Source organism: Cyclobacterium salsum (assembly GCF_010119245.1).
Lineage (GTDB): Bacteria > Bacteroidota > Bacteroidia > Cytophagales > Cyclobacteriaceae > Cyclobacterium > Cyclobacterium salsum.
Window position 1 is genome coordinate 20683 of sequence record NZ_WNKG01000005.1, and the last position, 13187, is coordinate 33869.

The 13187-nt window shown below is 44.7% G+C and carries 9 protein-coding genes; 3 read left to right on the forward strand and 6 right to left on the reverse strand.

The window, feature by feature from the left end:
• The first annotated feature begins 98 nt into the window (after window positions 1-98).
• The 3 genes from GJS45_RS09320 (at window position 99) to GJS45_RS09330 (ending at window position 5452) form a co-directional block, all read left to right on the forward strand.
• Window positions 99-1607, forward strand: a complete 1509-nt coding sequence (locus tag GJS45_RS09320) for a hypothetical protein (protein WP_162341241.1) — start codon at window positions 99-101, stop codon at window positions 1605-1607.
• A 108-nt stretch (window positions 1608-1715) separates the two neighbouring features.
• Window positions 1716-4592 carry a TonB-dependent receptor gene (locus tag GJS45_RS09325; RefSeq protein ID WP_162341243.1) on the forward strand — a complete coding sequence of 959 codons (2877 nt, stop codon included), beginning with the start codon at window positions 1716-1718 and terminating at the stop codon, window positions 4590-4592.
• A gap of 110 nt (window positions 4593-4702) precedes the next feature.
• Window positions 4703-5452 (forward strand): hypothetical protein, encoded by a 750-nt coding sequence (locus GJS45_RS09330; protein ID WP_162341245.1) that lies wholly within the window; start codon window positions 4703-4705, stop codon window positions 5450-5452.
• A 407-nt stretch (window positions 5453-5859) separates the two neighbouring features.
• Here the strand turns inward: GJS45_RS09330 and GJS45_RS09335 are convergent, their stop codons facing one another.
• From GJS45_RS09335 to GJS45_RS09360, 6 genes are all read right to left on the reverse strand, one after another.
• A complete protein-coding gene (locus GJS45_RS09335; RefSeq protein ID WP_162341247.1) occupies window positions 5860-7299 on the reverse strand; it encodes a peptidylprolyl isomerase in 1440 nt (479 codons plus the stop codon).
• Window positions 7277-8176 carry a peptidyl-prolyl cis-trans isomerase gene (locus tag GJS45_RS09340; protein ID WP_162341248.1) on the reverse strand — a complete coding sequence of 300 codons (900 nt, stop codon included), beginning with the start codon at window positions 8174-8176 and terminating at the stop codon, window positions 7277-7279. The genes GJS45_RS09335 and GJS45_RS09340 overlap by 23 nt, the downstream gene beginning before the upstream one ends.
• Complete coding sequence (locus GJS45_RS09345; RefSeq protein WP_162341250.1) at window positions 8139-10142, reverse strand: peptidylprolyl isomerase; 2004 nt, start codon at window positions 10140-10142, stop codon at window positions 8139-8141. Before GJS45_RS09345 ends, GJS45_RS09340 begins: the two co-directional genes overlap by 38 nt.
• An 89-nt stretch (window positions 10143-10231) precedes the next feature.
• Window positions 10232-10648: an ATP-binding protein gene (locus tag GJS45_RS09350; RefSeq protein ID WP_162341252.1), complete on the reverse strand. Its 417-nt coding sequence runs from the start codon at window positions 10646-10648 to the stop codon at window positions 10232-10234.
• Complete coding sequence (locus tag GJS45_RS09355) at window positions 10638-10982, reverse strand: STAS domain-containing protein (protein ID WP_162341254.1); 345 nt, start codon at window positions 10980-10982, stop codon at window positions 10638-10640. Before GJS45_RS09355 ends, GJS45_RS09350 begins: the two co-directional genes overlap by 11 nt.
• A gap of 31 nt (window positions 10983-11013) precedes the next feature.
• Window positions 11014-13086, reverse strand: a complete 2073-nt coding sequence (locus GJS45_RS09360; RefSeq protein WP_162341256.1) for a GAF domain-containing SpoIIE family protein phosphatase — start codon at window positions 13084-13086, stop codon at window positions 11014-11016.
• Window positions 13087-13187: the final 101 nt, after the last annotated feature.

Below are 13187 nucleotides of genomic sequence, written 5' to 3' on the forward strand. Positions count from 1 at the left end.
TTAAAATTTGATAATTTCTTTTCCGAAGGGACTACGATTAAATAAGTCAATTTTGCAGAAGTAAAATAATCTGACTTACTAAATCTAATACCTAAATTATGAAAAGAGTTTTCAAAGGAATGATGTTTTTCGTGCTAGCGGCAGTTTTGTTGTCCGCTTGTAGCGAAGAGGAGGAACCCAATAATTTTGTTTCCATTTCCGGAGTACCTCCCACTGCTGTCATTGAAGCAGGCGAAAGGGTAGGTCCGGTCACTGCCAATATCAGTGCAGCGGATGGGCTGGCCACGCTGGTTATCCGTAAGGATGGTTCTACCATAGAAACCATAAATTTCGACGGAGAGACTTCCGCAACACACGAGTTTTCGTATACCTCCGTTGATGAGGATGCCAACCAAAATGTGGTATTCGAATTTGTTGCTACCGATAGCAACGGGGACAGCCAGACGGTTACCCACGTACTCACTGTTGGCGAGATCGCTACCGTAATCCGAATTTCTGAGAATATTTCCTCCGATCAAACCTGGGAATCATGTAAGACCTATATTTTGGGAGATCGAATTGTGGTTACCGATGGTGCTACCCTGAAAATAGAACCAGGTGTGATTGTAAAAGGTGAAGCAGGTTCAGGACCCAACGCTACTGTACTGATTATTGCCAGAGGTGGGAAAATTGATGCTCAGGGAACTGAAACCGAACCCATTATTTTCACTTCCGTAGCCGATGAGATTGAGCCGGGTATGATCGCAAGTCCTAATTTGGATGCCGATCTGAATGGCTTTTGGGGAGGACTGATCATATTAGGAAGAGCCCCAAGTTCTTTTGAAGGTGATGTGTCGGAAAAACAAATTGAAGGCATTCCTCCTTCTGATAGCAATGGACTTTATGGTGGAGATGATCCTGCCGATGATTCTGGTATTTTGAGGTACGTTTCTATCCGACATGGTGGATCCAATATCGGGGAAGGTAATGAAATTAATGGCCTGACGCTTGGAGGCGTAGGTTCTACCACAGTAATTGAAAACGTTGAGGTTGTTGCGAATCAGGATGATGGCATCGAGTGGTTTGGAGGTACCGTCAATGTAACGAATGCAATCGTTTGGAATTCAGCTGATGATGCACTGGATACCGATCAATCCTGGGCCGGCACTATGGATAATTTCATCCTACTTTGTGGTTCCAATACTGATCATGCATTAGAAATAGATGGCCCGGAAGGCTCCTATAATGATGCACACACCTTGATCAATGGAACCGTAAGAGGAAATGCTGCGTCTGAGTTAGGAGATTTCCGAGACGGTGCCAGGGGTACTTTTGAAAATATCTACTTCTTTGGATTTGCCGATCCGGCCGATCCCGAAACTGAAGGAAGAGGAGATTTGTCTCTAAGCGGGGATGCAAGCCTTGCCAACTTCGAGAATGGCATCCTAAACTTCAATAACCTGGAGGTTACCCTGCCAGATGGAGTGTCTTTATCTACTGTTTTCCGAAATGGAACGGACGCCCACGCAAGTGAAGTAGCACTCGGTGAAAATACCGTTGGTGCAGATAAGTCTGTTTTCGCAGGTTGGTCTTGGGCCGCTGTGGCTGGAGAACTGGATGATTTATAATCACAACCACTAAATCATTTTTTAAAAGGGATGGGGATACCCCATCCCTTTCCTTACTTTTTTATCTATCTATCTATATGTCGCTGTATATCTAAAATTATTAATTCAATGAAAACATTAATCATAAGCTGGCTTTTCTTTGGAATGGCGGTTTTGTCAAGCGCGGCGGTGGCGCAAACAGGTACCATCAGGGGTACTATTTATGACGAGGCATCCGGAGAGCCCTTATTTGGAGTAGCGGTGTCTGTAGTCGGCACCCAAACGGGAGCCGTAACCGACTTTGATGGGGATTTTGAAATCCAATTATCACCGGGTACCTATACTCTCTCGGCTTCCTTCATATCCTATAATACCTTAAACCTGGAGGGGATTACCGTTGCCTCGGGGGAAGTGACCGTTTTGGATAATTTGAAATTGGCGGAGTATACCTCCGATCTGGAGACCGTGACCATTTCTGCAGAAGCCATTCGCACGACCGAGGCGGCCCTATTGACGGTAAAGAGAAATGCCGCCCAACTCATAGACGGAATTTCCTCTGCTGCCTTTCGACAAATCGGAGACGGAGACGCAGCCGCTGCCATCAAGCGGGTAACCGGTGTTTCTATCGAAGGCGGAAAATACGTATACATTCGCGGACTGGGAGACCGGTATACCAAGACGGTACTCAACGGAGTGGATATTCCCGGGCTGGATCCGGATAGAAACAGTATCCAAATGGATATATTTCCCACCAATATTATAGATAACATTATCGTTTCCAAATCTTTTACCAGTAACCTTTCCGCAGATTTTACCGGAGGAGTGGTGGATATAGAAACCAAAGATTTTCCGGAAGAAAAAACCATGCGGATTTCCCTCAGTGGAGGTTATAATCCTTCCATGCATTTTAACCCTGATTTTTTACGTGCCGGAACCAGCAGCACCGATTTTCTAGGTTTTGATAATGGATACAGGGACATTCCTACAAAAGGAGTTAGGGATATTCCCCAATTTGTGGATGTCATTGGAAATCCTTCCGGGGAAAGAGGGCAGTTGTACCAGCGAATTTTACGGGATTTTAATCCTGAATTTGGGGGAATGCGAGATCAGAATGCCATGAATTTTGGGGTTGGCTTTTCACTTGGAAATCAGTTCGCCCTTGGAGATAACACCCTGGGCTATAATTTTGCCCTTACCTACAAAAACTCCTCGGAGTACTTTCAGGATGCGGAATATAATTTGTATGCCAAACCCAGGGATAACAGTGAATTGGAATTGCAACCGCTGGAGAAATCCATGGGTAGCTTTGGAGTCAATAACGTGATGCTGGGAGGTCTATTTGGCCTGGCATACAAAACCGATCTGTCTAAATACAGACTAAATCTTATTCGGTTGCAAAACGGCGAATCCAAAGTCGGCGTTTTTGACTTTGAAAACACGAATCTGGGTGCGGTATTCCAGGCGGACCAGTATAATATAGAATACAGCCAGCGCTCGCTTACCAATCTAATGTTGAGTGGCTTCCATTACCTGAAAGAGGGTGACTGGGAAGTAAATTGGAAGGTTTCACCTACTTTTTCCACCATCGATGATCCCGATGTTCGGGTCCTTCGTTTTCGAAGGCCTAACCAGACGATTTCTTCGGAAGTCGGCCTGCCGCAGCGAATCTGGCGTTCGTTGGAAGAGCAAAACCTGGCAGGGAAACTGGATTTAACCAATAATCACCAGCTTTTTGGGAAAGTGGCAAAACTGAAATTTGGATCTTCCTACGTTTACAAGGAAAGAGATTTCCTGATTGAGGATTTTCAGTTTTCCACTGGCAATGCCACCTTCACAGGGGACCCGAACGAGGTCCTTCGGGAAGAAAATCTATTTTCCGAGACGAACCGCAACGGAGTGCGATATAATCCACTGTTTATTCCCAATAACCCGAACAGTTTTCAGGCAAACCTAACCAATTTGGGACTGTACGTGCACAGCGAATTCTCGCCTGTGGATAAATTGAAAGCAATCGTTGGGCTACGTGCTGAAAAATTTGACCAGCATTACACCGGAACCAATCAGACGCAAACGATCGTTTTCGATAATGAAAAAGTGCTGGATGATATGGACTTTTTTCCAACGATCAATCTGATTAATAGCATCAGAGAGGATCAAAATATCCGTTTTTCGTTTTCCCGTACCATCGCCCGCCCTTCCTTTAAGGAAATGTCCTTTGCCGAGATACTTGACCCGATTACCGGCCGGACGTTTGTTGGCGGCTTATTCGAAGAAGTTACGAATGGAGGTACAGAGGTTTTGTGGGACGGGCAATTAGAAGCGACCCGCATCAATAACTTTGATCTGAGATGGGAGAAATTCCTTCCTGCGGGACAGCTTTTTTCCGTCAGTGCCTTTTACAAAACCTTCGATAAACCCATCGAGATGGTGCAGTTTTTGTCAGACCCGGGAGCCTTTCAGCCCCGGAACGTAGGAAATGGTACCGTGGCAGGATTGGAACTGGAATTGAGAAAATCGTTGGCTTTTCTTGCCCCAAAACTGGAAAACCTGTTTTTCACCTTTAATGGGACCCTTACTGAATCCAGCATTCAGTTGTCGGAGTCGGAGTTGAGATCCCGGCAATTGACTGCCAGGGAAGGGCAGGAAATTTCAGCGAAACGCGATATGGCAGGACAGGCGCCGTATATCCTCAATTCAGGTATTGCCTACAACAACTTTGTGAATGGATTGGAAGCGGGATTGTTTTACAACGTCCAGGGATCAACGCTGAATTACGTAGGGTTCGGCAACCGTACCGATACCTATACCGTGCCATTCCATGCCGTCAACCTGAGTATCAATAAAACCTTTGGCCTGGAAGAAAGGATAAAAGCCGGATTAAATGTTCAAAATTTACTGAACCAATCCCGTCAGGAAGTATTCCGTTCCTACCAGGCAGAAGATCAGATTTTCTCTAGTCTCAATCCGGGAACACTGATTAATTTTAATTTTTCCTATTCGCTCTGAAAGCGAAAACACGCCTAAAAAAAATATCTCTTCGAAACAGAAGGGATATTTTTTTTGTTTCTATGTTAATAAATTGTTAACTTATGTTAACATTGGATTAATCTATAGAAATGCGTTGGTTTCTTCTTTGTATAGGGCTGTATTGTATACCGGGGCTATTGTTGGCCGGGAACGGGAATGAGTCTGCATGGATGATGTCCAATTTACCAGAAAACGAGCGGCCCCTGATTCAGACCTGGGTAGCCGAAAGTGATCCCTTTGCCTCCCTGTATCAGAAATTGGAAAAGGATTTTGACCGTTTTGGTAATTCCGAAAGGATGGTACGATCCATTTTTTATCGATCGCATCAACATTTATTTCACAAGTACCGGCAATTTACCCTGGATCAGGATGCCTTGAACGAGGGGCTTTACGATTGTGTCAGCGGTTCACTCATTTTGGCGGCCCTCCTGGACCATTTCGAATTTTCTTACGAAGTAATCGAGACTTCCTATCATGTGTTTTTACAGGTGGCCGTGGAGGATAGGCAGGTGCTGTTGGAAGTGACCGACCCTCAGGGTGGTTTTATTGCAGATCCGGACCAAAAAGAAGAATACCTGAGTAGTTATTCCGGGGATAAGACTATGTGGGAAGAATCTAAAAATGCAGCGTCTTTTTCCTCTGCTGAAATTTACCAGAAAATTAATCTTGAAAATCTCCTGGGCCTTCAATATTTTAACCAGGCGATCCGGTATTTTAACGAAGGCAATCCGCTGGTAGCGTATCAATTTTCCGTCACAGCCTTGAAGTACCATGATTCGGAAAGGATCCGGGATTTTAGCCGATTTTTAAAGCAGAAAGTGGTGCTTGCCACCAAGTAATTTTTTTCACTGAAAACACAGAGAACCCCAAAGACAATATTGATAACCGTTGAGGTCTTCGAGACCTCGATGGTTTTTTTCGTGTACGTTTCAGAAGAGACCTTCGGGGTTTGGGAAACCCCAAAGGTCAGGGTTCTTCTATAACCGTTGAGGTCTTCGAGACCTCGATGGTTTTCTCGAGCCCGATTCGCAATAAAACCGAACGCTATGTTGGCAGCACCGCGTAACCCTGCGCAAGCGCTGCGACCCCGAGGGAAATAGCATTGGAGTTTTTATAACCGAAAACTCAACTCAACAGTGGAACCGACCGTTCGCTAATGCCAGTGGGTGCTTGATTTTACCTAAATTACCGGAAAGGCCTGATGGTGAGAGCTCTGATCCGTCCAATCCAGCTTGGAATGTTTGATTTAATCTGTCAGCACTTCACAGCGATCGTATTGGGGATCAATGTCTATAAACACTTCCTCTTTTGCCAATACAAACCAATTGGATAGTATCTCCTCTTCTTTTTTTCTACGGGAGGCAGCTTTTAATTTTTCATAATCGTCCGAAAGGTTCGCCCTGTGTGCAGGAAATCGCTCTTTGTAAAACAGTAAGCGCACACCCGGCTCGGATCGGCCGGTTCGGGGGTCTTCGTCGTCATAGCGTATCGGCTTAGTTAGTGTTCCAACCTCCATACTGTCCAGGGTAAAATAAAGTACCGGATCTTCCAAGGTGCGTAATGTCAATTTATTGGAGCCGTTTCCGGGATCTGTAAAGAAACCGCCATTGTCGGAAGTTTCCCTGTCGTCTGAGTATTCTTTAGCCGCTTTGGCAAAGGTGATTTCTTCATCCACTATCAATTGTCGCAGGCTATCAAGATACCTTTCGGCCTTTTCGATGTCGCCTTCTGATGGCGTAGGGATGCGCAAAATATGCCTCGAATTAAAGGTATTTCCTCTTATTTCCAGAAGTTGGATCATGTGAAAGCCGAACATGGTTTCCACGGGATCACTGATTTCTCCAGGTTTCAGTTCATAAACGGTAGCTTCGTATTCCGGAGCCAGTTCCCCCCTTTTGAAAAAGCCCAAATCACCACCTTGAGCCGCAGAACCCGGATCTTCAGAATATTGGGTGGCCATGCTCGCAAAATCAGCATCCCCGTCCAAAATTCGTTGCTTGATGGAAAGCAGCTCCTCCACCACCTTGTCTTTCTCCGCCTGGCTTACCTCTGGTTTTTTGACTATTTGACCCACTGTCACCTCAGCCGAGAAAAAGGGAAGTGAATCATTGGGTATGGATCCGTAAAATTTCCGGACATCATTGGGAGAAACTTCCAGGCCTTCGGTAATGACTCCCTGCATTTTCTGTACCACCATCTGTTCTTTTACTGCATCCTGTATTTCACTCTTTAGCTGATCGGCGGTTTTACCATAGGCTTCAATCAGGGTTTCCTCATCTCCACCGAATTGCTGAAGTACCATATTGAACCGTTGATCGGTTTGGATGATCACTTCTGCTTCCGACACGATTACAGAATCTATTTCCGATTTGGCCATCATCAGCTTATTTATAAGCAGGGACTCAAATATCTGGCATCGCGTGGGCGTTTCCATGCCCTGCTGTGCCTGAGAGATGGCTTCCAGATACGCTTTCTGCAAGTCGGACTCCAGAATGATGTAATTGTCCACTTTGGCAATAATTTTATCTAACACCTGCCCGCTAGGCTTTTCTTCAGAAGGCGGTTTTTCGCTGCTCGCCAGGGTGCTATCAGTATCTTGTGCCCAGGTGAATTGATTGAATACAAGTCCTGCAAGCAATAGTACGGTTAATTTTCTGGACCAGTTATTCATAAATGGTAAACTCATTATTTTCAAGTGCATGGTTGTAAATATCTCTTTTTAATTTGTCGGCTAACTCCACTCTCCTCTTGTTAACGATAATCTTGGAAATTTCGTCTCTGACAAATTCAAGCGGCGGAACCTGATCCTGCAAGCGGTACTCCAGAATCTTAAAATAGTACGAGTAGGTTTCGTCATCTACATTGATCAATCGTTCGTTTTGAAGGAGTTGTACCTGATTGTTGTTCTGGGTAAGGGGCGTATTGATGATAATGTCATCGAATTTAACCCAGGTAGAATCCTCAATGAAATAATTGTTGGCATAACGAATAGCAAAGTCCTTTAGTTCATCTCCTTGCTCTTCCCGGTCATTACCCAACAACCGCTCCAGTTGCCGTTTTTGGGGCAGGGATTTTTCCAATTTGACATAATTGGTACGGACTATAATTTCTTTCAGGGCAAAATTCTGCTTGTTGGCTTCGTAGTAGGTTGCAATTTCCTCCGGAGTGACTTCTCTGTCCAGGCTTTCCTCCACGAAATTTTTTTCGTATTCATAAGCAATCAGTGCATAACGATAGTCCAGGAGTTTGCGATTTATTTCGGCTTCGTCCAGGGTTATATTTTCTCGTGCCTCCCGGATCATCAATTGTTTTTTTATCCAACTCTGTACGTATCGGTTTACCAGGTCTGCGGAATCCAGACCTGAGGCCATTTCTTTGCTGATATGATCAATATCAGTCAGGTATAGATTGGCGGTTCCAACCGATGCCACCACGGGGTTGTCCGGGTCTTCTTCTTCGGTTTTGATCCGAAAAAAGTCACAGGAGGAGCTAAGCAGCAGTAAACTACTTAGGGCCAAAGCCGCTTTACTTCGTAAGTTCCCGATAGGTAGTTTCTTTTTCATCCTCGTTGATTTGGATGGTGTATGTATCTCTTAATGTAGCCATTAGCTTTATTTCCAGAAACTGCTGGTAATCCTGAATCAATTTGCCTCTGGTTTCTTCAAAAGCTTTCCCTTGTGCCGGGATTTTTTCTCCGGTGACTACCAGTATCGTTTCTCCACCTTTTGAGATCCTATGGAAGGATTGTGCCGGATTCAGGTCGGTAAGAATCTCTTTCCCGGAAATCTCAAAAACCCCTTGTTCGAGCGTAAATTTTAAAGGGTCATCGGCAAGAAACTGTTTTTTTACCCTTTCTTCCAGGTCTTCACTATAGGGCTGGGTAGAAAGCCAGCTTTTGACCTCCGACAGGTCCTTACCTGCATCCGCTTTCAAAATAAAGGCAGGTTGGCGTTCTCCATAGCGATATTTCTCCCGGCGTTCTCCAAAATACTCTCGTTGTCCCACACTATCATCGACCGCTTTTTGCCACACCTCATTGTTCATCAGCTCAAACAGCAACATGCCATTTCGATATTCATTTACCAGTTGCCGGTATTCCTGATTGGAAGCATATAAATGCGCTGCTTCCCATTCGCTCAGCAGTGTTGTCATAAACCGATCGTACCAGAACTCAAAGGGTTGCTGCATCACGGAATCAGCGAATCCAATTTGGGATTCAAGGAACCGGGCAAAGTCCTGCGTGCTTGCTTGTTCCCAGTTGGACCACACAAGGCTGTCTTGCTTCCATTCGGCTGTTTCGAGGTTGCTCCACCATTCGGCGACAGCTTTTCCCTGGCTAGTCTTTACTGTTTCCTCGATTTTTTTCCAAAGGCTGGCATTTTCACCTACCCCCAATTTTGATTTTTGCTGGGCCATTACCTGGCTGCGGAGCATCTCCGAGCGGCTGTCACGCAGTATTCGGGATTTTATCGTGGGCATTACCTCTTCGAAGGGAGGCACCGGCCGTTGGTCTTCCAATCTCAGTAAGTGATAGCCATATTGGGTCTTGACAGGCTTGGAAATAGTTCCTGGCTCGTCCAGGGAAAAGGCGGCCTGTTCAAATTCAGGAACCAGGGAACCTACTCCAAACCATGGTACCAGTCCCTTGTTGGATTTACTTCCTGTATCTTCCGAGTAGCTACTCACCAGTTCGGGCCAGATTTCAGGGTTGGTTTGTACGCTTTCGAAAAGCTTTGCAATTTTCCGTTGGGCGAGGGCCTCGCTTTCCGGCTTTTCCGGATCAACACGGAGCAACAGGTGGGATACCCGCACCTGTCCGGGATTTGGCCGGCGGTCTTCCAGCCGGATAATATGGTAGCCAAAATCGGAAAGGATCGGTTCTGAAATTGCTCCAACGGACAGGGAATAGGCCGCTTCTTCAAAAGGCAGTACCATTTGAAGGGCCGTAAAATATCCCAGGTTGCCCTTATTGGCTTGAGCGGAAGGGTCTTCTGAATGAAGGGCTGCCAGTTCGGCAAAGTCGTCCCCGTTCTCCGCCGCTGCCTTGAGTTTCTCCGCCATTCTGAAAACAGCGATGGAATCTTCGCTGCTGGCATTGGGGGGGAACTGAAGTAGAATATGACTTGCCTTTACCATTTCCTGCATTCGGTGGTAAACCCTTCGTAATTCACCCTCCTGCAAGTCGTTTTCCAGCAGGTAGGGTTTGATGAGTTGTTTCTGAAAGGATTCAAATTCAGTCCGGAACTCCTCCGATTGGTCCAGTCCCAGATCAATGGCATGTTTTACCTTTAGTTTATAGTCAATAAACAGGTCGAAGTTTTCTTCAAATTCCGCTCGACTGAGGGCTCCCTCCTGATTTTGCCGGTTTTTATTTAGAATGTATACAAACTCCTCCTTGTCAGAGGGGGTATCGGCAATTTTGATCAGATAGTCCGATGAGTCCGGATCATCCCTGAATTTATCAGGAACCTGGACCGCACTGGCAGATAAAATTCCCCAAAAAAGGAAATATACATGCGTTAAATTCATAGGACAAATGATGCTTTCTAATCCGCAATGTTACGAATTTTACCCCACAATACGGGAGGATGGCGGGGATATGTGAGAGGATTTAACATTTATTTGGATTTCAATTTTTTGGTCAACCGGCAAGTATTGAATGCATGGTCGGTTTCAAATTCGATTTTATCCATGATTTTTCGGACCAAAAGCAGTCCGAGCCCCCCTTTTCTTTTCTCCTTGACTACCGCATTGATTTCGGGTGATTTATATTCAATAATATTGAACGCTTTTCCAGAATCTTTGATTTCAAAAATGATGCGTTCAGGATTTAAATGAATCGTAAGCCAGATATGACTCAGTGGATTGCAATCGTGAGAATGGATAATAAGGTTGGCACAGACCTCTTCTACTGCTAAAATCAATTGATTTTGACTAATGGCACTGAGTTGGGTAGCCGACAAGGCTTCCGCAATGAAGGAGCGGAGCTCAGCTAACCGGCTCTTTTCGCAATATAGCTTTAGTTCATGCGTCATAAAGCGATTCTTCGGCTTCCTCCTGCGTATTTTTAATAGAGATGAGTTGGTCTAGTCCAAGGATATGAAATACGTTCATCACTTTTTCGTTCAAACCAAAAATGACGAAGGCTACGTTATTCTCCCGAAAGTCTTCCAGATAAGACATAAACACCCCCAGCCCTGCAGAGGAGATGTATTCCAGATTTCTGCCATCGACCAGAATTTTCTGGACGCTTCCGGAAAGTGCCTCTTGTATCACCTCATCCAGTTCGACCGAATTACTCGCATCGACCTCACCGTTAAGGGCAATGACCAGGTGTTCCCGGGCAGCCGTCATATTGATTGATAACATACTCGATTATACGCTTTACAAATGATTAAGTTTATGCTTTAAATTTGATCGCCAATAGGGAATAATCATCATCGGGAAGGATTTCCTTCCCCACAAATGCGAAGACAGACTCAATTATTTTCGTTCTGATTTCCCGAGCACTCAAATGGTAATTCTCGTCCAGTATATTTCGCAAATTATCGTATCCGAACTCCTGTCCGTTTTCATTTTTGGCCTCCACGATTCCGTCCGTGTACATTACCATGACATCCCCGGGCAGGTAATTCATTTTGCCTTCCTCGATATATTGTTCAAAACTGAGGTTCCGTACAATGCCCAATCCCATTCCTTTGATGTCAAGGAAGCGGGAGGCTCCTCGCTCTTCGGAATAATACAGCGTGGGACAGTGCCCCGCTCGCGCAAAATGGATCTCCTTTTCTCTGGTATTGACCGTGTAATACGTAGTGGTAATGAAATTGTTTTTTTCCAGGCAACGGCTCAGAGCACTGTTGGCTTTTGTCAAGAAGTCTTTTGGGCCCAGGTTTAGTTGAACCAGACTGTGAAATACGCCTTTCATTTGGGACATGTTAAAGGCGGCAGAAGTTCCTTTTCCGGATACGTCTCCTATAATGAGTGCAAAATGATCCCGGTCAAAGCGGTACGTTTCATAATAATCGCCGCCCACTTCGTCTGCGGCGGCAGAAAACCCGTCTATTTCAAAGCATTCATTGTGGTGCAATTCCGAAGGTAGAAGACTCCGCTGAACGCGTTGGGCGATTTCCAGTTCTTCACGGTAACGTTCATTTTTGATGGCCTCTTTCAGGAGGCGGTAATTTTCTATGGAAATCGACGTTTGGCCCACGAAAGTAGAAATGATATTGATCATTTCTTTGTTGAACCCGTCTTTCACCTCTTTGAGCAAAAACAGGTCTCCCAAAATCTTTTTGTTTGCCCGGATGGGAATAATCAATACAGATTGAAAGGTTTCGTGACGTATCTTTCCGTAAATATACTCCAACTTGCCTCCTTTCAGCTCGTTTAGATAACCGGCAAAAGGCTCTGTTTTTTTCAATATTGCCATGAGATCTTGCCTTTCGCCGTTGCTAATGAACTTTTGATGAAGGATTTTGCCAGGCTGATCTTCCTCCACCTGGGCATGGAGCTCCAGCCAGGCGGCATCTACATAGGCGGCACTCATGCTACTGTCCATCAATATATCCAACACCTGTTCCTCATTTTCTCCGGGCTGGATCGATTGGCTCAATTTCTGAAAACTAATCGCTTCAGTTAGTTTCTGTTCAAAAACGGAGGAGGTGGGCAGATTGAATAACGTAACCAGAAAACTGAATACAGCGTAAATTAAAACAAAAGCAAAGAGCCCAAGCAGAAAGAGGTTTTCGCTCAGATTGACAAAATCGATGTTTTTTTGATTATACGAAACCAGTTGTACCAGCAGGTAAGCGGTGCAAGCGATGATGATGGCAAGAAATAAGATGGACTTCCATTTTTCCCGAAAAGTCAGGTAAGGGATCCATTTTAAGTTGACCGACAATATGATGCCATAGATAATCAGGAATATCAGGCCAAACATAAAGCCATAATCGTAGCTCTCCTGGTTGATGAGTACGAAAAACATGCTAATGAGCAGGATGACTTCGTAGGCTTGCCATTGTTGCACCACCGCTTTGCTTTTTTGATATAAGATCAGATGCTTCCAAAGAAGTGCCGAGGAGATCAAAAACAAAGAAGTCAGGGCAAAATTGACGTGATAGAAGAAATTTCTGAGTAAAGGATCCTCTGATAAACGGCTTCCATCCAGCAGGTAATAAAAATAAATAATTAAAAAAGAAGTAAGGGTAGCAATTAAACCAGTGGAAGCTGCCCTCCAGATTAGGTTGAGGAAATTGCTGTTTTCATTTTTATTAATAGAATAACTAAAATAAAGGTAGAGTACGATAAAAAAAATGATTTCCAGTATCCAGGTTATTTCACGTGAGATATCCCCTTCCATCTGGTTGATTTCCCCGAATAGTCTCACCAGGTCAACAAATAGCAGCGCAAACCATGTCAGGATGGCCAGCATGATATAAATTTTGCCCCGCTGTATGTTGGGTAGTTTCACCATAGAAAAACATACAATAATATAAATAGAATGTCAAAATTCATTGGTCCTGGCAATAAAAGAATGGCGGAAAGAGAGGATTAAATCCGAAACGGAAGCCGCTA

Bases quoted from the DNA above. Each gene is read 5' to 3' on its own strand.
- GJS45_RS09355 (WP_162341254.1), bottom strand. From the start codon at position 10,982: ATGTTATCAATCAATATGACGGCTGCCCGGGAACACCTGGTCATTGCC.
- GJS45_RS09330 (WP_162341245.1), top strand. From the start codon at position 4,703: ATGCGTTGGTTTCTTCTTTGTATAGGGCTGTATTGTATACCGGGGCTA.
- GJS45_RS09340 (WP_162341248.1), bottom strand. From the start codon at position 8,176: ATGAAAAAGAAACTACCTATCGGGAACTTACGAAGTAAAGCGGCTTTG.
- GJS45_RS09320 (WP_162341241.1), top strand. From the start codon at position 99: ATGAAAAGAGTTTTCAAAGGAATGATGTTTTTCGTGCTAGCGGCAGTT.
- GJS45_RS09325 (WP_162341243.1), top strand. From the start codon at position 1,716: ATGAAAACATTAATCATAAGCTGGCTTTTCTTTGGAATGGCGGTTTTG.
- GJS45_RS09360 (WP_162341256.1), bottom strand. From the start codon at position 13,086: ATGGTGAAACTACCCAACATACAGCGGGGCAAAATTTATATCATGCTG.
- GJS45_RS09345 (WP_162341250.1), bottom strand. From the start codon at position 10,142: ATGAATTTAACGCATGTATATTTCCTTTTTTGGGGAATTTTATCTGCC.
- GJS45_RS09350 (WP_162341252.1), bottom strand. From the start codon at position 10,648: ATGACGCATGAACTAAAGCTATATTGCGAAAAGAGCCGGTTAGCTGAG.
- GJS45_RS09335 (WP_162341247.1), bottom strand. From the start codon at position 7,299: ATGAGTTTACCATTTATGAATAACTGGTCCAGAAAATTAACCGTACTA.